The organism is Burkholderia sp. BKH01 (assembly GCF_025685725.1).
Taxonomy (GTDB): domain Bacteria; phylum Pseudomonadota; class Gammaproteobacteria; order Burkholderiales; family Burkholderiaceae; genus Burkholderia; species Burkholderia pyrrocinia_C.
Map to the genome: position 1 here is coordinate 63,682 of NZ_JAOTQT010000030.1, position 19,277 is coordinate 82,958.

A 19,277-nucleotide genomic window follows, 5' to 3' on the forward strand; every position below is an offset into this window, starting at 1 on the left:
TTGACGTTTTCCGGAACGCGGACGTGTCTCGGATCTGCAGCATTGAGATGCGACGACGCATTTTGATCGGACTCGCCAGCGCCCAGGTTTGCCCTGGCGCCCGATCTCTATGCTTTGGGGAACATTCGTCGTCTTGATGGTTGCGCTGACCGCCGGCATACCGGTCCTGGGTGCGGAAGCCGGCGTTCGGGCGGCGGCTTCCGTCAATCTCCTCTGCCCGCTTGCTACTACACCGCCAACGCGTCCGCCAGCTTCCGCATCGCGTCCACCGTCTCCGGATTCGCCGGGAAAAACGCCTCGATCGCGAGTTCCGACAGCGTCACGTCGACCGGCGTGCCGAACACCGTCGTCGTACTGAAGAACGTCAGCTCGCCGCCCGCCGCGCGCAGCCGCAGCGGCACGGCGATATCCGCGAAGTCGGCGCGCGCGTGCGTGTCGTCGCGCTGGCCGGCCGGCGCCGGATACGCGGCGAGCTCGTCGCGCAGCGCATGCAGCGTGCGGTCGCCGCTCGCATCGATCTGCCGCTGCAGCCGATGCAGGATGTGCGCGCGCCATTCATGCCAGTTGACGATCTGCGACGCAAGGCCGTCCGGATGCAGGCTCAGCCGCAGCACGTTGACGGGCGGCTGCAGCAGCGACGGATCGGCCTGCGCGACCAGCGCGCCGAGCATCCGGTTCGCGGCGAGCAGCGTCCAGTGGCGGTCGACCGCGAGCGCCGGGTACGGCTCATGGCCGCGCAGCACGGCTTCGACCGCATGGCGTGCGGCATCCAGTTGCGGATCCGAGAACGGCCGCTCGCGAAAGAGCGGTGCAAAGCCGGCCGCAACCAGCAGCGCATTGCGTTCGCGCAGCGGTACGTCGAGCCGCTCCGCGAGATGCAGCACCATCTCGCGGCTCGGCTGCGCGCGGCCCGATTCGACGAAGCTCAGGTGGCGCGCGGAGACTTCCGCGTCGAGCGCGAGCGCCATCTGGCTCAAGCGCCGGCGTTGGCGCCACGTGCGCAGCAGCGGGCCGATGCCGGACGCGCGGCCGGCGGACGGGGAGGGCGAATGGAGGGCGGCGGTCGGGGTCATGCAGCAGATGATAGGCAATCCTGCGCGCGTTGGGCATTACCTGCGACGTAAGCATCGCGCCGTTCCCCGGGCGCCCCCGGCGCTGCGTTACCATAGCCTCCGTGCCACCTGAGAGGCGATTCCGGACCCGCGACGACAACGCATGGGCCGGTTCCGCGCACGTTTACAACAAGGCATTCCAGGGGAATCCAACAATGAAAATGAAAAAGCTTGCCGTCCGGCTCGCCTGCGTGGCGACGCTCGCACTTGCCGCGGCCAGCGGCCATGCGCAGACCGAAGCTGCGCAGGTGGAAATGAGGGCCGCCGCCGCTGCCGCCAACGAGGCCGTCGTCAAAGGGCCGGCCGACATCGACGTGAAGCATGAAGCCGTGCTGAAGCTGAAGGCCGGCGAGTCGTTTGTGCCGGCTGCCGAAGCCGGCCGCTACCTGCGCTCGATGGGCAACTCGATCGACGAATCGAAGCTGGTCGGCCTCGTGCTGCCCGACGATCCCGACGCCGACTGGATCTCGGTCGTGTCGTTCGAGCCGAGCGGCTACATCCGCGACGACGACGCGAAGGACTGGAAGCCCGACGACCTGCTGAAGAGCCTGCAGGCCGGCACCGAGGAAAACAACCCGGCGCGCAAGGAGCGCGGCCTGCCCGAAACCGAGGTGGTCGGCTGGGCAAAAGCGCCCGCGTACGACGCGGCCACGCACCGGCTCGTGTGGTCCGCGATCATCCGCGACAAGGGGGCGGCGCCGAACGCCGGGAACGACGGCGTGAACTACCGGACGCTCGTGCTCGGCCGCGACGGCTACCTGTCGCTGACGATGGCGTCGACGCTGGCCGATTTGCCGAAGTACAAGGCATCGGCCGACGACTTGCTGTCGAACATCAGCTTCAACGACGGCAAGCGCTATGCCGATTTCAACAAGTCGACCGACCATGTCGCCGAGTACGGCCTCGCGGCGCTGATCGTCGGCGTCGGCGCGAAGAAGCTCGGCCTGCTCGCGCTGATCGGCGCGTTCGCGGTGAAATTCTTCAAGATCGGCGCGGTCGCGCTGCTGGCCGGCGGCGCGGCGCTGAAGCGCTTCTTCGGGCGCAAGCCGAAGGCGGCCGCGGTGCCGGCCGTCGCCGATGCGTCCGACTTGTCCGGCACGGAGCGCAAGGAATGACGAAGCTGTTGCTGCTGATCTTCGGCGGCCTCAAGCTCGGCAAGGTGCTCGTTTCGGCGGGCACCATGCTGGCGTCGATCGCGGTCTACGCGCTGTTCTACGGCTGGCGGTTCGCGGCCGGTTTCGTCGCGCTGCTGCTGGTGCACGAGGCCGGCCACTACCTGGCCGCGCAGCGGCGCGGGCTCGACGTCGGGCTGCCGACGTTCATCCCGTTCGTCGGCGCATGGATCCAGCTGAAGGAGATGCAGCACGACGCGGAAACCGAAGCGTATGTCGGGCTCGCCGGGCCGTTCGTCGGTACGCTCGGTGCGCTGGCCTGCTACGCGACCGCGAGGCACTACGACAGCAACCTGCTGCTCGCGCTGTCGTACACGGGCTTCTTCCTGAACCTGTTCAACATGATTCCGCTGTCGCCGTTCGACGGCGGGCGGATCACCGCGGTGCTGTCGCCGCGCATCTGGTTCGCGGGCGTACCGGTGCTGATCGCGCTGTTCGTGTATCGCCCGAGCCCGCTGCTGATCGTGATGGCGATCCTCGCGCTGCCGCAGCTGAAGCGCGCGTGGCGCTACGATCCCGACGCGCCGGAGAACCGCGTGTACTACGCGACGTCGATCGAGACGAAGACGACGTACGCGCTCTGCTACGTCGGCCTGCTCGCGTTCCTCGCGCTGATGACGTCCGGCGTGCACGACATGCTGCGCGTCGTGCATTCCGCGACCTGACGCAAGAACGGCGGCCGCTTTTACGCGGCCGCCGTCGTCTTCTTTCCTTTTCCGCCGCAGCTCAAGCGTCGCGATGACGCAGCTCGACCCGCTTGATGTCCTTCACGATCACGAGATAGCTGAACACGGTGACGAGCGCATTCAGCCCGACGAACACGAGCGCGCCGTTGAACGAGCCGCTCGCGCCGACGAGATAGCCGATCGCGATCGGCGCGACGATGCCGGCCGTGTTGCCGAACATGTTGAACAGGCTGCCCGACAGGCCGATCGCTTCCTTCGGCGCGGTATCCGCGACGACGGCCCAGCCGAGCGAGCCGATCCCCTTGCCGAAGAACGACACGGCCATCAGCACGATCACGAGCGCTTCGCTGTCGACGTAATTGCAGCCGATGATGACCATCGACAGCAGCATCCCGCCGACGATCGGGATCTTGCGCGCGAGCGTCAGCGACACGCCGCGGCGGATCAGCGCGTCCGACAGCATCCCGCCGAGCACGCCGCCGAGAAACCCGCAGATCGCGGGCAGCGACGTCATGAAACCGGCCTTCAGCAGCGACATCCCGCGCGCCTGCACGAGGTAGATCGGGAACCACGTGAGGAAGAAGTATGTGAGCACGTTCACGCAGTACTGGCCGAGGTACACGCCGATCAGCATCCGGTTCGACAGAAGCTGGCGCACGTAGTACCAGCCGGCGACGCGACTGCCTTCGGACGCCGCACCGGTGCCGCGCGACTTCGACCGCACGAGGCCGCCACCGTGCTCGATATGGTCGAGCTCCGCGCGGTTCACGGCCGGATGGTCGGCCGGATCCTTCATCACGCGCAGCCACAGGAATGCGAGCGCGATGCCCGCGAGGCCGAGCCACAGGTACACGTGATGCCAGCCGTATGCATGCGTGAGCCATGCCATCAGCGGCGAGAACACCACGGCCGCGAAATACTGCGCGGCGTTGAAGATCGCCGACGCCGTGCCGCGCTCGGCGGTCGGGAACCAGCTCGCGACGACCTTCGCGTTGGCCGGGAACGCGGGTGCCTCGGCGATGCCGACCGCGAAGCGCATCGCGAACAGCGCGGCGACCGCGAACGCGGCGCTGCCGCCGAGGCCGATCGTGCTCTGCAGCAGCGTGAACGCCGACCACAGGAAGATGCTCGCCGCGTACACGCGCCGCGCGCCGAAGCGGTCGAGCAGCCAGCCGCTCGGCAGTTGCGCGAGCACGTATGCCCAGCTGAACGCCGAGAAGATGTAGCCCATCGTCACCGGGTCGATGCCGAACGCCTTGCGGATCGGCGTACCGGTGATCGACAGCGTCGCGCGGTCCGCGTAGTTGAGCGTCGTGACGACGAACAGCATCGCCAGGATCCAGTAGCGCACGGCGGTCCGGCGCGCGCTGCGCGCGAGGTCGATCGGAAGATCGCGGGGAGAGGTGTGGTCGTTCACTTTAAATGTACGTCGTCGTATGACATGGCTGAAAGTTTATTGAGAAAGCCCGAATTCAGAAACTTCGGGTTTTCCCTTTGCAGATCGTCATCACAATGTGGGAATGACGCGCTTATGCTGACTGCGCAAGGCTTTCCGGTGTATCGTCGACGCCACCGCAGGCGGTGAGAATGCTGCCATGCTGTCGGCAGACATCGTATCTGTTGAGCTACAATGGACGATCTATTCCCGAACCACGGAGCACACCCCATGCAACTGACAGGAGAGATGCTGATCGGCGCCGAAGCGGTGGCCGGCTCGGCCGGACCCTTGCACGCGTTCGACCCGACGAAGGGCGCACCGATCGATGCGCCGGCGTTCGGTGTCGCGACGCAGGCCGACGTCGACCGCGCGTGCGAACTCGCGCGCGACGCGTTCGATGCGTACCGCGCGCAGCCGCTCGCGGCCCGCGCGGCGTTTCTCGACGCGATCGCGGATGAAATCGTCGCGCTCGGCGACGCGCTGATCGAGCGCGCGCACGCCGAAACGGGCCTGCCCGTCGCGCGGCTGCAGGGCGAGCGCGGCCGCACCGTCGGCCAGCTCCGGCTGTTCGCGCGCGTCGTGCGCGACGGGCGCTTCCTCGCCGCGTCGATCGATCCCGCGCAGCCCGCGCGCACGCCGCTGCCGCGCGCGGACCTGCGGCTGCAGAAGGTCGGGCTCGGGCCCGTCGCCGTGTTCGGCGCGAGCAACTTCCCGCTCGCGTTCTCGGTGGCCGGCGGCGATACGGCGTCGGCGCTCGCGGCCGGCTGCCCGGTGATCGTGAAGGCGCACGAAGCGCACCTCGGCACGTCCGAGCTGGTCGGCCGCGCGATCCGCGCCGCGATTGCGAAATGCGGGATGCCGGCCGGCGTGTTCTCGCTGCTGATCGGCCCCGGCCGCGTGACCGGCGCGGCGCTGGTCAGCCATCCGGTGATCCAGGCCGTCGGCTTCACCGGTTCGCGGCAGGGCGGCATGGCGCTCGTGCAGCTCGCGAACGCGCGCCCGCAGCCGATTCCCGTCTACGCGGAAATGAGCAGCATCAACCCCGTCGTGCTGTTCCCGGCCGCGCTCGCCGCGCGCGGCGACGCGATCGCGACGGGCTTCGTCGATTCGCTGACGCTCGGCGTCGGCCAGTTCTGTACGAACCCCGGCCTCGTGCTCGCGATCGATGGCCCCGATCTCGACCGCTTCGAAGCCGTCGCCGCGCAGGCGCTCGCGAAGAAGCCGGCCGGCGTGATGCTCACGCGCGGCATCGCCGATGCGTATCGCAGCGGCCGCGGCAAGCTGGCCGAGCTGCCGGGTGTGCGCGAAATCGGCGCGGGCGAGGCCGCGCAGACCGAATGCCAGGCGGGCGGCGCGCTGTACGAAGTCGGCGCGCAGGCGTTCCTGGCCGAGCCGGCGTTCAGCCACGAGGTGTTCGGGCCGGCGTCGCTGATCGTGCGCTGCCGCGATCTCGACGAAGTCGCGCGCGTGCTCGACGCGCTCGAAGGCCAACTCACGGCCACGCTGCAGATGGACGCCGACGACAAGCCGCTCGCGCGCCGGCTGCTGCCGATCCTCGAACGCAAGGCCGGGCGCCTGCTCGTCAACGGTTATCCGACCGGCGTCGAGGTGTGCGATGCGATGGTGCACGGCGGGCCGTTCCCCGCGACGTCGAACCCGGCCGTCACGTCGGTCGGCGCGACGGCGATCGAGCGCTTCCTGCGGCCCGTGTGCTACCAGGATTTCCCGGACGACCTGCTGCCCGAAGGGCTGCAGGAAAGCAATCCGCTTGCGATTCCGCGTCTGCGGGACGGGAAGGCGGAGTGACGGGCCTGATCGACTGAGGGCGCGGTTCCCGGCGGCCGGTGCGCCGGGGCAGAGAAACAGAAAGGCGGAAGTGGCCGGTGGGCCGCTTCCGCCTTTTTGCAAGGCGGGCGTTCGTGCCGCCGATCTCGTCGGTCAGTGGGCGGGGTGAGCGGCGAGCTGCAGGCGGTCGGCTGCGGCCAGCAGGCGCCGGTCGCGTGTCCACAGCTTGCTGCCGCTGGTCAGTCTGACTGAAGCGAGCAGGTGCGCGTCGACGTAACCGATGCCGAGTCCGTGAAGCGGCACGACATCGATCATGCGTTGAACTTCGTCGTCGGTTGCCGAGGTGGCAGCGGGGAGGTCGCGCAGCGCGTCCAGCACGGTCTGGCGATCGCGCAGGCTGCCGAGCGAAAGCTCGCCGACGACGAACGGATGGATCAATACCCGCTCGGCTCCGAGCAGCGTAGTGAGCGCTGCATCACCGGCTCGCAGGTGATCGATCCAGACGGACGTGTCGACAAGAATCATGCTGGCTCCGACGGGCGGCGCGGCACGGGTTCGAGATCGGGTTCGGTGCCGCCGAGACGAGCCAGCCGTCGTGCGCTTTCGCGGGCAATCAGCGCGCGCAGGGCTTCTCTTACCAGCGCCGACTTTTCGGTGACGCCAGTCAACTGCTGCGCTTTGGCGAGCAGGGCGTCGTCCAGGGATAAGGTGGTGCGCATGATCGGCTTCCGAAACGATAGGTGCATCAATTATGTCACCGATTGATGTCGATTGTGATGCCTCGCGCTGACGGGGCGATGACCGGGCGGCGTGTCGGTGCAGCACGGCGGTCAGGCGGGCGGGGCGGCGGCACCCGGGGGCCAGACTGCCGTCGATCTTGCCGTCTTCCGCGTCCCACGAATTTCTCCTACAGTAGCGAAGCCCCGGGCCGCACGGTCCGCGGGTGAGCCTGAGAGACCGACAAAAGACAACGAGGGAACCCTCCGATGAACATCAACAAGCGTGGCGATCACCTGTTCGCGGCCGGATTGTGGAAAGCGATCGGCGACGTCGCGAAATCCGTGCGCACCCAGGTCGGCCAGTACAGCGAAGGGCGCGTGCTCGCGAATGCGCTGCTGGAATTCCAGCGCGACCTGGGCGGCAGCGAATTCGACCTGACGATCAACCAGGGGCGGCTCGTCACCGGCGCCGACGCGCATTCGCTCATGTTCGGGCACGCCGTCCGACGTTTCCGGCAGGACATGGAAGCGCTGGTGTTCGCGCTCCAATACCGGCGCAGCATCGACGAACGCGACCAGGGCCTGCGCGCCGAAGCGTTGACGCAGGCCAACAGCCAGCTCGCGACCGCGAAGCAGTCGGCGACGATCACGGTCGGCCGGTTCTTCGACGCGGTCGTCGATCGCGACGTGCTCGGGCAGATCCTCGACGGCGAATCGAATGCGCGCGCACGTTCGGGTGCGCAGGGGCAGATCGAGGCGACGCGGGTCAAGCTGGGGAACGTGCGCCACCGGATCGTCGGGATCATCGCGCAGATGTGACGGAGGCGGCCGGCCCGCGAAGCGGGGGGCGTCAGGCGGAGCGACGGGGTGCGGCACGCATCGTGGTGGATGCGCGCGCGGCTTATCGATACAAACGGTCGCAACAGGGTCAAACCGGCCGTGACACAAAACCGTTGCGCACTGCGTAACGGCGAGCCGGCCGAGGCGCCGACAAAGGCGCCGCGCCGGCCACCCGCGCTTACTGCGGGCCCATCTTCTTGATCAGCACGTCGAGCTCCGCCGCTTCTTCGTCGGTGAGGTCGACGAGCGGCGCACGCACGGGGCCCGCGTCGTGGCCGACGAGCTTCGCGCCCGCCTTCACGATGCTGACCGCATAGCCCGCGCGGCGATTGCGGATCTTCAGGTACGGCAGGAAGAAATCGTCGATCAGGCGGCCGACCGTCGCATGGTCGTCCTTCGCGATCGCTTCGTAGAATTCCATCGCCGTCTTCGGGATGAAGTTGAACACGGCCGACGAGTACACCGGCACGCCGAGCGCCTTGTACGCGGCCGCATAGACTTCGGCCGTCGGCAGGCCGCCGAGGTATGCGAACCGGTCGCCGAGGCGGCGGCGGATCGTGACCATGCTTTCGATTTCGCCGACGCCGTCCTTGAAGCCGATCAGGTTCGGGCAACGGTCGGCGAGGCGCTCGAGCATGTCGGCGTTCAGCTTCGAATTCGCGCGGTTGTACACCACGACGCCGATCTTCAGCGCGCGGCACACCTGCTCGACGTGGTCGGCGATCCCTTCCTGGCTCGCTTCGGTCAGGTAGTGCGGCATCAGCAGCACGCCGCTCGCGCCGAGGCGTTCGGCTTCCTGCGCATATTCGATCGCGACGCGCGTCGCGCCGCCCGCGCCGGCGAGGATCGGCACCTTGCCCTTGCAGGTTTCCGTCGCGACGCGGATCACGTCCGAATACTCGCGCTGCGTGAGCGAGAAGAATTCACCGGTGCCGCCGGCCGCGAACAGCGCGCTCGCGCCATACGGCGCCAGCCATTCGAGGCGCTCGGCATAGGTAGTCGGGCGGAAGTTGCCGTCGGCGTCGAAGTCGGTCAGCGGAAACGACAGCAGGCCGTGGGAAATGATTTGTTTGAGTTCTTGCGGTGAAGTCATGGTTGGGGTCGTCCGTCTAGCGCGAGTGCTGGGTTCGTCGGGAACGGCATACGGGCCACATTGGCGATGTCGTTGTATGTCATCGTACAACGAGGGAAAGGGTGGCGCAAGCGGTTTGCTGGCTGCTCGATAGTAGGGTCTTTCCGGATAAGGGTTTACGCAGCATCGTCGGTTGATCTTCAATGTCGTATGATGACTAACGATATGACCGGTCGCTTCCAGGAAATTCCGATGACTGCTTCCCCTCTCTACATCCGCGTGCATCCGGACGACAACGTCGCGATCGTCGTCAACGACGGCGGCCTGCGCGAAGGCGCGACGTTCGCCGACGGGTTGACGCTGCGCGAAGGCGTGCCGCAGGGGCACAAGGTCGCGTTGGCCGACCTCGCGGCCGGCGACCCGATCGTCCGCTACAACGTGGTGATCGGCTACGCGCTGACCGACCTGCGGCGCGGCAGCTGGGTCAACGAGCGCACGATGCGCATGCCCGAGCCGCCGGGGCTCGACGACCTGCCGCTCGCGACGCGTTCCGCGCCGCCGCTGGCGCCGCTCGAAGGCTATACGTTCGAGGGCTTCCGCAATGCCGACGGCTCGGTCGGCACGCGCAACATCCTCGCGATCACGACGACCGTGCAGTGCGTGTCGGGTGTCGTCGAGCATGCGGTGAAGCGGATCAAGGCCGAGCTGCTGCCGCGCTATCCGAACGTCGACGACGTGGTCGGGCTCGAGCACACGTACGGTTGCGGCGTCGCGATCGATGCGCCCGACGCCGACATCCCGATTCGCACGCTGCGCAACATCAGCCTGAACCCGAATTTCGGCGGCGAGGTGATGACCGTGAGCCTCGGCTGCGAGAAGCTGCAGCCCGAGCGCCTGCTGCCGCCCGGCACGATTCCGGTGGCCGCCGACGGTGCGACCGACAACGGCGGCGTCGTGTGCCTGCAGGACGCCGCGCACGTCGGCTTCAACTCGATGATCGACTCGATCATGAAGATGGCCGAATCGCATCTCGAGCGGCTGAACCGCCGCCGCCGTGAGACGTGCCCCGCGTCGGATCTCGTCGTCGGCGTGCAGTGCGGCGGCAGCGACGCGTTCTCGGGGCTCACCGCGAACCCGGCCGTCGGCTTCGCGGCCGACCTGCTCGTGCGCGCGGGCGCGACGATCATGTTCTCCGAGGTGACGGAAGTGCGCGACGGCGTCGCGCAACTCACGTCGCGCGCGGCGAACGAGGATATTGCACGCGAGATCATCCGCGAAATGGACTGGTACGACCGCTACCTGCAGCGCGGCCGCGTCGACCGCAGCGCGAACACGACGCCCGGCAACAAGAAGGGCGGCCTGTCGAACATCGTCGAGAAGGCGATGGGTTCGATCGTGAAATCGGGCAGCGCACCGATCGCCGGCGTCGTGCGCCCCGGCGATCGCGCGCGGCAGAAGGGGCTGCTGTACGCGGCGACGCCCGCGAGCGACTTCATCTGCGGCACGCTGCAGCTCGCGGCTGGGATGAACCTGCACGTGTTCACGACCGGCCGCGGCACGCCGTACGGCCTCGCGCAGGTGCCGGTGATCAAGGTCGCGACGCGCAGCGATCTCGCGCGTCGCTGGCACGACCTGATGGATCTCGACGCCGGGCAGATCGCGACCGGCGCGGCCACGATCGAGGACGTGGGCTGGGAACTGTTCCGCCTGATGCTCGACGTCGCGAGCGGCAAGCGCCGCACGTGGGCCGAGCAATGGAAGCTCGCGAATGCGCTGACGCTGTTCAATCCGGCGCCGGTGACCTGACGCGCGCGGTGGTGACGGCAGACGATGCGGGCGCCTTCGGGCGCCCGTTTTCTTTTCATTGCGGCGGCGGGTTCGCGATTCGGTGCATGCGTGTCATACGCGGCCGGCACGAATTCCTTACCTCGCACGTAATCGACCGCCCGCGCGAGGCCGGCGACGATAGCTGCACGCGGACCCGAAACGTTCGCGACATCGTCCCTTCATCGACACACGGAGCCTCGCCATGAACACCGCCCAATCCGCACAGTCCGCTCACGCCGACCTGATCGACCGCTACTTCGACGCATGGAACGAACCCGACGTCGCGCGCCGCCGCGCGCTGATCGATGCGACCTACGCGAGCGATGCGACCTATCGCGATCCGCTGATGGCCGGCGACGGCCACGCGGGCATCGACACGATGATCGCGGCCTTGCAGGAGCGCTTCCCCGCATACCGCTTCCGCCGCACGACCGACGTCGACGCATTCGGCCAGCACCTGCGGTTCTCGTGGGCGCTAGTGTCGCCGGACGGCGCGGCGATCGTGAAGGGCTCGGACTTCGGCACCGTCGATGCGTCGGGCCGCCTGAAGTCGGTCACCGGTTTCATCGACGAAATGCCGTCCGCGGCGTCGTGAAGCGAGCGGCGCATGCGCAATGACGGCCGGGATCGGGTAACGTTACGCATTCGTTCCTGATCCCGGAGACAAGCCGACATGCTGAAGAATCTCGACCCGCTGCTGCACGCCGATATCCTGCACACGTTGCGCGCGATGGGCCACGGTGACGAAGTCGCGATCTGCGACGCGAATTTTCCGGCGGAATCCGTCGCGGAGCACACGGTGGTCGGCCGCGCACTGCGGATCGACGGCGCCGATTCGGCGCGCGTCGCGCGTGCGGTGCTGTCCGTGCTGCCGCTCGATACGTTCGTCGACACGCCCGCATGGCGGATGGAAGTCGTCGGCGACGCGGCAGCAGTGCCGCCCGTGCAGCGCGAGGTGCAGGCCGAGATCGACCGCGCGGAAGGGCGTGCGGTGCCGCTCACGGGCATCGAGCGTTTCGCGTTCTACGAGCGCGCGCAGCAGGCGTACGCGGTGATCGTCACCGGCGAGTTGCGCGGCTACGGCTGCTTCATCTTCAAGAAAGGCGTGCTGTTGAGCGACGCGGGCTAAACGCTTTTTTCGTGCCGCTTCCGCCGGCCACGCGGCCGGCGCCGTGTAAAGATTTGCTACAACCTTTTTCTTGGACACGGCCGAAAGACCCTCTATGCTGGCCCATTTGCCGCAGGCCCAGCAGGGCCGCGCGGCCCTCGAGCTTCACGGGCGCGCCCCGTGCGGCCGGCCGAATTGCATACGAGGAGAGAGGCATGACGCGTTCCGTCGATTCCGGCGTCATTTTTTTCGCACGCCTGGCGCTGGCGGCGTTGTTCCTGTGGGGCGGCGTGATGAAGCTGCTCGGCTACGGCGATTTCGTTGGTTACCTGCATGGGCTGAACATGCCGTATCCGCAGGTCGTCGCGCCGATCGTCGTCGCGATCGAAGGGCTCGGTGGCCTGCTGCTGATCGTTGGCTACAAGGTGAAGCCGCTCGCGCTGCTGATGGCGTTCTATACGGTCGCGACCGCGATGGTCGGGCACAACTTCTGGGACGCGACGGACGCCGCGGTCCAGCACGAGATGGTGATCCACTTCTGGAAGAACATTTCGATCGCCGGCGGTTTCCTGCTGCTGTTCGTCACCGGCGCCGGCGGCGCGAGCATCGACGGCCTGCGCCGGCCGAGTTCGTCGTACGGCGGCCTGCGCTGATCGCATGCGCGCCGTTGCGCTGAAACAAAACGAAAGGGCCGAATCCCGCACGCCGCGGGATTCGGCCCTTTGTTCATGGAACGGGCGCGTGCGTCGCGTTCAGTGCGCGTCCTTCACGTCCTTCGCATCCTTCGAGAACTGCACGGCGATCGCGCCGAGCACGCAGATCGCCGCGACGTACACGACCGGTGCGAGCGGATTCGACTTCATCATCAGCGACACGATCACCGGCGTGAGGCCGCCGAAGATTGCATACGCGACGTTGTACGAGAACGAGATGCCCGAGAAGCGCACGACGGCCGGGAAGCTCTTGACCATCACGAACGGCACCGCGCCGATCGTGCCGACCATGAAGCCCGCGATCCCGTAATAGAGCGGCAGCGTCGACGCGTCGGCCGCGACCTGCACGAACAGCAGGTAGTAGCACGCGGCCAGCCCGAGGCCGCCGATGCCGAGCACGCGCTTCGCGCCGATCCAGCCCGCGAGCGAACCTGCGGTGATGCAGCCGGCCGTCAGGCACAGCGTCGCGACGCTGTTCGCGAACAGCGTCGTCGCGGGCGTCAGGTGGAACTGCTTCTGCAGCAGCGCGGGCGTCATCAGGATCACGACGACGATCGCGGCCGACAGCATCCACGTGAGCAGCATCGACACGATCACCGCGCGGCCATGGTCGCGCAGCACGGCTTTCAGCGGAATCTCGGCCGCGAGTGCCTTCTTCGCCTTCATTTCGGCGAACACCGGCGTTTCATGCAGCCAGCGGCGCAGGTACACGGAGAACAGCCCGAACACGCCGCCGAGCAGGAACGGGATGCGCCATGCGAACGCACCGACTTCGGCGCTCGAGTAACGGCTGTTGATGCCGGCGGCGACCAGCGAGCCGAGCAGGATGCCGGCCGTGAGGCCCGCGGTCAGCGTGCCGCACGCATAGCCGATATGACGCGACGGCACATGCTCGGACACGAACACCCACGCGCCCGGCACTTCGCCGCCGACCGCCGCACCCTGCAGCACGCGGAACAGCAGCAGCAACACCGGCGCGAGGATGCCGATCGAGTCGTAGGTCGGCAGCAGGCCCATCAGCAGCGTCGGCACGGACATCATCAGCACGCTCAGCGTGAACATCCGCTTGCGGCCGAACAGGTCGCCGAAGTGCGCCATGATCACGCCGCCGAGCGGGCGCGCGAGATAGCCGGCCGCGAAGATGCCGAACGTCTGCAACTGGCGCAGCCAGTCGGGAATGTCGTGCGGGAAGAACAGCTGCCCTATCGCAGGTGCGAAGAACACGAAGATGATGAAGTCGTAGAACTCGAGGGCGCCGCCAAGTGCGGCAAGGCCAAGGGTCTTGTAGTCGCTGCGCGTGAGCGCGCGTTCGGCGGCGCGAGGCACGCCGCTCAATTCGGAAGCTTGCATGGTCAGGACGATCGGTTTTCGAATGTAGTTGTCGGTGCTGCGTCTCCAGGGCCCGCTATCGGCATGGACTGACAAGGCGCGGCTTGCGTCGTCGAAGCGTGCCGGGTGCCGGATAGGGCACGAAACACGCATCGCCGCACCGGGATGGGGCGCGGCGCAGACGAAGCGTCAAAGCGGGTGGGGGGATTCTACAGGAGCGCGAAATACGCGAGCGCGGGCGCGCGCCGAGGAGGGCTTCGGACCATGAAGCCGAAGCGCGCGCGGCGCGGGCGGCCGGTGAGCCGCTTCCCGCGCCGCACGGGGCAGGGTCTCGCGTATCAGTTGCCGGCGATCGTATCGACCGGCTTGAACGCGCCGTGCTCGACCTTGTAGATCGTGACCGGTGCATCCTTCAGGTCACCCTTCGTGTCGTACGCGATGCCGGGGGCCGACACGCCCTTGATCGACACCTTGCCGAGATACGGCGTGTACACCTTCGGGTCGGTCGAGTTCGCGTCCTTCATCGCGGTAAGCAGCGCGATCGTGCCGTCATACGAGTACGGCGAGTACGTGATCACGTCTTCGTTGAAGCGCGCCTTGTAGCGTGCCGCGTAGCCGGCGAAGCCCGGCATCTTTTCCTTCGGCAGCCCGCCCATGTAGACGATCGCGCCTTCGGCCGCTTCGCCGCCGACCTTCAGGAACGTCGGCGAGCGCGACATCTCGCCCGTCACGAACGCCGATTTCATCCCGAGCTGGCGCATCTTGCGGATCATCGGCGACGATTGCGCGTCGCCGCCGCCGTAGAAGACCGCGTCCGGATTGACGCCCTTCAGGTTGGTCAGGATCGCCGAGAAATCGAGCGCCTTGTCGTTCGTGAAGTCGCGCTTGACGATCGTGCCGCCGGCCGCCTCAACGGCCTTCGCGAATTCGTCGGCGATACCCTGGCCGTAGGCCGTGCGGTCGTCGATGATCGCGATGCGCTTGAAGTGCAGCGTCTTCACCGCGTACGTGCCGACGATGCGGCCCGCCTGCGCGTCGCTCGTCAGCAGCCGGTAGGTCGTCTTGTAGCCGCGCGCCGTGTATTGCGGCGACGTCGCCATCGAGATCTGCGGCAGTCCGGCGCGATCGTACAGGTCTGACGCCGGAATGCTGGTGCCCGAGTTGAAGTGGCCGATGATCCCGCGGACGTTGTCGTCGATCAGCCGCTGCGCGACGGTCGTGCCCGTGCGCGGGTCGGCCTGGTCGTCCTGCGAATCGAGCTGGAACGTGACCGGCTTGCCGCCGATCGTCGGACGCGTCGCGTTGAAGTCGGCGATCGCGAGCTGCACACCCTTCTGCATGTCCGTGCCGTAGTTCGACTGCGGGCCGGTCAGCGGTGCGGCGAAACCGATCTTGACGACGTCGGCGGCGATGGCGTGCGTGCCCGACAGTGCGCAGGCGGCAGCCAGCGCGACGTGCGATACCTTCAGCTTCACTTTCACTTCCCCTTGATGGCGTGGTTGGGCCGCCGCCGGCTAGCGGGCCGGTGCGGTAAACCGGGCGAGACGTATCGATCGGCAGGCCGATGCGAAGGCCGTGCGTGCTCGCCGCGTGCAGCCCCGGGCTGTGCCGGAATCGGCGTGCGCGGCTGGCGATGCGGCGGGCCGTGCGCGCCGATTGCCGCAGCGGCGGGATGGCGTCTCGTAACCGTGAAGCGAAGTCTAGATAGCGAAAATGCGCGCGTCTTGCGCGTTCGGTGCGCGGCCGGCGACGATATCGGCATATCGTCGATAACCCTGATATATGCCGAAATCGTCATGCCGAGTGCGCAAACGCGCCAAGACGCGGTACGTCCGCATTTCTAGGATGGTGGATCCGGGCGCGCGTTGCCGGGGCGCCAACGCGGCAGGTCGGCGTCGGCACATGCGTGACTGCATGCGGCGGCGCAAGCGGATTCGCGGCCGGCCGCCGTACGTGCAGCGCGGTGGTTGCGCGTGCAACGTCTGTCGCTTGCCGATGCCGGCCGATCGGCGTCGCGATGCGACGGCTGCTGCCAACTTGCCCGCCCCCGCGATCGGCGCGACGCGATTGAAGGGGCGCTCCTATAATCGACGCCATCTGCCACTCGCTTCGCGGATGCCGGGATGACGACCTTGCTTGCCGTACCGCCCATGAGCCTGTCCGACACGTTGCGCTACCAGCCCGACAACGCCGATTTCGGCGCGATGCTCGCGCACTTCCGCCTGCTCGAACCGGTGTTCGATGCGCTGCCGGACGTCGCGTTCTTCGTGAAGGATGCGAGCGGCCGCTACGCGCTCGTGAACCGCACGCTGGCGATGCGCTGCGGCTACAAGGACAAGCGCGACCTGCTCGGCAAGACGACCGACGAAGTATTTCCGCGCCGCTTCGGCCGCAGCTATTTCGAGCAGGACATGGCGACGATCAATGCCGGCCAGCAACTGATGGACCAGCTCGAGCTGCACCTGTATCCGGGCCGCCAGCCGGGCTGGTGCCTGACCTGCAAGGAGCCGCTGCGCGACGCCGCGGGCAAGGTGGTCGGCCTCGCGGGCATCTCGCGCGACCTGAAGGCGCACGAGGGGTCGCATCCGGCCTACAGCAAGCTCGCCGACGTGGTCCAGCACATCCAGGATCACTACGTGCAGCCGCTGAACCTGAAGCATCTCGCGCAGATGGCCGGGATGTCGGTCGCGCAGCTCGAACGCTATTTCCACAAGGTGTTTCACCTGACGCCGCGCCAGGTGCTGCTGAAGACGCGGCTCGATGCGGCCACCGCGCTGCTCGTCACGCACGACAAGGTGACCGACGTCGCGGCGCTATGCGGCTATACGGATCACAGCGCGTTCACGCGCCAGTTCAAGGCGACAGTCGGCGTGACGCCGACGGAATACCGGTTGATGCTGCAGGAGCGGGCGGGGTGACGCGATACGCCGGAAGTGCCGGCGCGCCGCAGGGATCGCGGCAATACGGGGAAGCGGGGAAAACGGCGGCTCAGCGGTAGCCGAGCCCTTTCAGGACGGCCGTGCCGTCTTCGGTCAGGCGGAAGCTCGGGGCCGTATCGGCGTCGAGCTTGACCATCTCGACGAGGCCGGCTTCCTGCAGCGCGGGCAATTCGGGTTTGGCGTTCGCGCCGATCGGTGCATGCAGCAGCACGAGCAGCGTTGCGATTTCGTGATGACTGAGCAGGCGGCGCAGCATCGTCTTCTTTGCAGGGGGCGCGGCCTGGCGGCCCGCGGGTGCTTCTACGGCGCTCATCGCTTTCCTCCTTTTCGAGATAACCATCGGGTACTGGTTGCGGATGGTGCCGTCGAAGACTTAAGCGATTCTTAAAACCGTGGCGGGCGACGGGATGCTGCGCTGCGGTACGGGTTACCGTATGTAACGTCATACGGAGCGCGGCTCCTGGCCCTGTCGCGGTTAGCCGCGCGGGCTGGTGCGCGGCCGCTCGATTCGCCGCGATGGTGCGCGCGCGATGCGACCCTTTGAATCGGGCGCGGGCCGCGAAGTGATCCGGCCCCAGACTCCCGATTCGCGCCCTTCCTTATTTCCTGCGCTGTGCCTGCGCGGCGAGCCGCACGGCCGCGTTCGTCGCGCCGTAGCCGTCGTATCCACCGCGCCGCTCGACGATCTCGAGCGAGAAGCGGTTGTCGACCAGTTCCGTATACGCGTGCAGGAATTCGCCGCCGTGCTCGTCGCGGTCGTACAGCAGGTGGTGCGCGCTCAGCGTGTCGATCAGTTCGTCCGACAGCGCGTAGCGCGCGGCGAGATCGTCGTAGTAGTTCGGCGGAATGCGCAGGAACGGTACGCCGTCGGCCGCGAACGCGGCGATCGTCTTCACGATGTCGTCGGTGCGGAACGCGACGTGGTTCAGCCCCGTGCCGTGGTAACGATCGAGCGATTCGGCGACGGCCGTATGACGGTCGACCGACGCGTTCAGCGCGATCCGCACCGAGCCGTCGGCGCTGCGCACCGCACGGCTGCGCATCAGCCCGTACGGATCGGGCACGAGCCAGCTGCGCTCGGCCTCGAAGCCGAACGCCGTCTTGAAGAACAGGATCCACGTGTCGAGCGCATCGGCCGGCAGCGCGAGGCACACATGGTCGATGCCGGTCAGCGGGCCGACTTCGCTCGGGCCGTCGATGTCGGTCAGCACGAAGTCCGATTCATACAGCGTCGGTGCGTTCGGCGCTTCGTCGACGAAGTACTCGAGGCTGCCGTCCGGCGCCTGCACGCTCGGCAGCACGCGCTCGTTCGGCCCGACGCGGCCGGAGAACGGCACGTAGCCGAAGCCGGCCGCGCGTTCGAACGCCACTTTCGCGTCGTCGACGCGGAACGCCGACGCGCACAGCGACAGCCCGTGCTGCTGGAAGAACACATCGGCGAACGAGTCGCGCTCCGCGTTCAGCACGATCGACGCGGCGCCGTGCTGGAACAGCGTCACGTCCTTCGAGCGATGCCGGCCGGCGAGCCGGAAGCGCATCCTGCCGAGCCATTCGCCGACGGTCGCCGCTGCCTGCGCGTCGACCGCGAATTCGATGAACTGGAACCCGACGTGCGCGGGCGGCGCCGGCGGCGCGAAGAGCGGCTGGCTGGCGGCCGGCGCACGGCCGTCCTGTGCAAGCCGCGCGCGTGTCAGTTCTTCCAGATAGAGCAGCGAGCGATGGCCGTCGGCGGCCGTGATCGCGGTCGGCGCCGCGCGGAAGCCGTCGTTGAAGATTTCGAGCGACAGCGGCCCCGTGTAGCCCGACTCGATCACGCGCGCGGTGAAGCGCGCGAGGTCGAAGTCGCCCTGGCCCGGGAACGAGCGGTAGTGGCGGCTCCATTCGAGCACGTCCATCGCGAGTTTCGGCGCATCGGCGATCTGCACGAACGCGATCCGGTCGCCGGGAATCGCGGCGATCGCATCCGGCGAATCGTCGAGTGACAGCGTGTGGAAGCTGTCGAGCGCGAGGCCGAGATGCGGGCTGTTCACCGCATTCACGAGTTTCCACGCATGGCCGTACCGGTTCACGACGCGGCCCCACGCAAGCGCTTCGTACGCGGCGACCACGCCGGCCTGCCGCGCGGCTTCGGCGAGCGCGCCGAGCTGGTCGACGAGCAGCCCGTCGTCCGCGATCGTGTCGGCCGACACGTTGCTGCAGACGAGGATGCGGTCCGTGCCGAGCGCGTGCATCACGTCGAACTTGCGCTTGATGCGATCGAGGTTGCGTGCGAGCTGTGCCGCGCTCACACCCTCGAAGTCGCGAAACGGCTGGAACAGCACGATGTCGAGGCCGAGATCGGCGGCCATGCGCCGGACGTCGGCCGGCGATCCGTCGAAGTAGACGAGGTCGTTTTCGAAGATTTCGACACCGTCGAAGCCTGCGGCCTGGATGGCGGCGAGCTTCTCGGCGAGCGTGCCGGACAGTGACACGGTGGCGATCGAGCGCTGCATGGGCGAATCCTGCGGGTGAGCGGGGCATGGCGTGGGTCGAACCGG

Annotated in this window: 18 protein-coding genes; 9 read left to right on the forward strand and 9 right to left on the reverse strand. The window is 67.5% G+C overall.

The annotated features are described in order from the left end of the window. Window positions 1-227 precede the first annotated feature (227 nt). Window positions 228-1,073 carry a helix-turn-helix domain-containing protein gene (locus tag OEJ37_RS30380; RefSeq protein ID WP_263348407.1) on the reverse strand — a complete coding sequence of 282 codons (846 nt, stop codon included), beginning with the start codon at window positions 1,071-1,073 and terminating at the stop codon, window positions 228-230. Between the two features lie 200 nt (window positions 1,074-1,273). Between OEJ37_RS30380 and OEJ37_RS30385 the strand changes: the two genes are divergently transcribed. Further along, window positions 1,274-2,227, forward strand: a complete 954-nt coding sequence (locus OEJ37_RS30385) for a DUF2167 domain-containing protein (RefSeq protein ID WP_263348453.1) — start codon at window positions 1,274-1,276, stop codon at window positions 2,225-2,227. Continuing rightward, window positions 2,224-2,949 (forward strand): site-2 protease family protein, encoded by a 726-nt coding sequence (locus OEJ37_RS30390; RefSeq protein ID WP_263348409.1) that lies wholly within the window; start codon window positions 2,224-2,226, stop codon window positions 2,947-2,949. The genes OEJ37_RS30385 and OEJ37_RS30390 overlap by 4 nt, the downstream gene beginning before the upstream one ends. 61 nt (window positions 2,950-3,010) lie before the next feature. Here the strand turns inward: OEJ37_RS30390 and OEJ37_RS30395 are convergent, their stop codons facing one another. Further along, a complete protein-coding gene (locus OEJ37_RS30395) occupies window positions 3,011-4,387 on the reverse strand; it encodes an MFS transporter (protein WP_317891542.1) in 1,377 nt (458 codons plus the stop codon). Window positions 4,388-4,636: 249 nt separating this feature from the next. Between OEJ37_RS30395 and OEJ37_RS30400 the strand changes: the two genes are divergently transcribed. Then, window positions 4,637-6,214, forward strand: coding sequence for an aldehyde dehydrogenase (NADP(+)) (locus tag OEJ37_RS30400; protein ID WP_263348410.1), 1,578 nt, complete (start codon window positions 4,637-4,639; stop codon window positions 6,212-6,214). Window positions 6,215-6,346: 132 nt separating this feature from the next. Here OEJ37_RS30400 and OEJ37_RS30405 read toward each other — a convergent pair whose 3' ends face one another. Both OEJ37_RS30405 and OEJ37_RS30410 read right to left on the reverse strand, forming a co-directional pair. Continuing rightward, on the reverse strand, window positions 6,347-6,718 hold the full coding sequence (locus OEJ37_RS30405) for a type II toxin-antitoxin system VapC family toxin (protein ID WP_263348413.1): 372 nt from the start codon (window positions 6,716-6,718) through the stop codon (window positions 6,347-6,349). Beyond that, window positions 6,715-6,912, reverse strand: a complete 198-nt coding sequence (locus OEJ37_RS30410) for a type II toxin-antitoxin system VapB family antitoxin (RefSeq protein ID WP_072444647.1) — start codon at window positions 6,910-6,912, stop codon at window positions 6,715-6,717. Before OEJ37_RS30410 ends, OEJ37_RS30405 begins: the two co-directional genes overlap by 4 nt. A 267-nt stretch (window positions 6,913-7,179) precedes the next feature. Between OEJ37_RS30410 and OEJ37_RS30415 the strand changes: the two genes are divergently transcribed. Then, window positions 7,180-7,731, forward strand: a complete 552-nt coding sequence (locus OEJ37_RS30415) for a hypothetical protein (protein WP_263348417.1) — start codon at window positions 7,180-7,182, stop codon at window positions 7,729-7,731. A gap of 199 nt (window positions 7,732-7,930) precedes the next feature. Here the strand turns inward: OEJ37_RS30415 and kdgD are convergent, their stop codons facing one another. Next, a complete protein-coding gene (kdgD, locus tag OEJ37_RS30420; RefSeq protein WP_174421613.1) occupies window positions 7,931-8,845 on the reverse strand; it encodes a 5-dehydro-4-deoxyglucarate dehydratase in 915 nt (304 codons plus the stop codon). A gap of 231 nt (window positions 8,846-9,076) precedes the next feature. Here kdgD and garD point away from each other — a divergent pair, with 231 nt between their 5' ends. The 4 genes from garD (at window position 9,077) to OEJ37_RS30440 (ending at window position 12,412) form a co-directional block, all read left to right on the forward strand. Beyond that, entirely contained in the window at window positions 9,077-10,630 is a 1,554-nt protein-coding gene (gene garD, locus OEJ37_RS30425) for a galactarate dehydratase (protein WP_263348421.1), read from the forward strand. 223 nt (window positions 10,631-10,853) lie between these two features. Next, window positions 10,854-11,246, forward strand: a complete 393-nt coding sequence (locus tag OEJ37_RS30430) for a nuclear transport factor 2 family protein (RefSeq protein ID WP_263348423.1) — start codon at window positions 10,854-10,856, stop codon at window positions 11,244-11,246. Between the two features lie 78 nt (window positions 11,247-11,324). Next, window positions 11,325-11,780, forward strand: coding sequence for an RbsD/FucU family protein (locus tag OEJ37_RS30435; protein ID WP_174421615.1), 456 nt, complete (start codon window positions 11,325-11,327; stop codon window positions 11,778-11,780). 194 nt (window positions 11,781-11,974) lie between these two features. Further along, window positions 11,975-12,412 (forward strand): DoxX family protein, encoded by a 438-nt coding sequence (locus tag OEJ37_RS30440; RefSeq protein ID WP_174421616.1) that lies wholly within the window; start codon window positions 11,975-11,977, stop codon window positions 12,410-12,412. A 99-nt stretch (window positions 12,413-12,511) separates the two neighbouring features. Here OEJ37_RS30440 and OEJ37_RS30445 read toward each other — a convergent pair whose 3' ends face one another. Both OEJ37_RS30445 and OEJ37_RS30450 read right to left on the reverse strand, forming a co-directional pair. Then, window positions 12,512-13,822 (reverse strand): MFS transporter, encoded by a 1,311-nt coding sequence (locus tag OEJ37_RS30445; protein WP_111018963.1) that lies wholly within the window; start codon window positions 13,820-13,822, stop codon window positions 12,512-12,514. A 317-nt stretch (window positions 13,823-14,139) separates the two neighbouring features. Further along, window positions 14,140-15,276, reverse strand: coding sequence for a branched-chain amino acid ABC transporter substrate-binding protein (locus tag OEJ37_RS30450; RefSeq protein ID WP_174421617.1), 1,137 nt, complete (start codon window positions 15,274-15,276; stop codon window positions 14,140-14,142). Between the two features lie 648 nt (window positions 15,277-15,924). Here OEJ37_RS30450 and OEJ37_RS30455 point away from each other — a divergent pair. Further along, window positions 15,925-16,719: an AraC family transcriptional regulator gene (locus tag OEJ37_RS30455; protein WP_034181780.1), complete on the forward strand. Its 795-nt coding sequence runs from the start codon at window positions 15,925-15,927 to the stop codon at window positions 16,717-16,719. 70 nt (window positions 16,720-16,789) lie between these two features. Here the strand turns inward: OEJ37_RS30455 and OEJ37_RS30460 are convergent, their stop codons facing one another. Both OEJ37_RS30460 and OEJ37_RS30465 read right to left on the reverse strand, forming a co-directional pair. Beyond that, entirely contained in the window at window positions 16,790-17,053 is a 264-nt protein-coding gene (locus tag OEJ37_RS30460; RefSeq protein WP_174933418.1) for a hypothetical protein, read from the reverse strand. A gap of 286 nt (window positions 17,054-17,339) precedes the next feature. Then, on the reverse strand, window positions 17,340-19,232 hold the full coding sequence (locus OEJ37_RS30465) for a bifunctional sugar phosphate isomerase/epimerase/4-hydroxyphenylpyruvate dioxygenase family protein (protein ID WP_175917050.1): 1,893 nt from the start codon (window positions 19,230-19,232) through the stop codon (window positions 17,340-17,342). Between the last annotated feature and the right edge of the window lie 45 nt (window positions 19,233-19,277).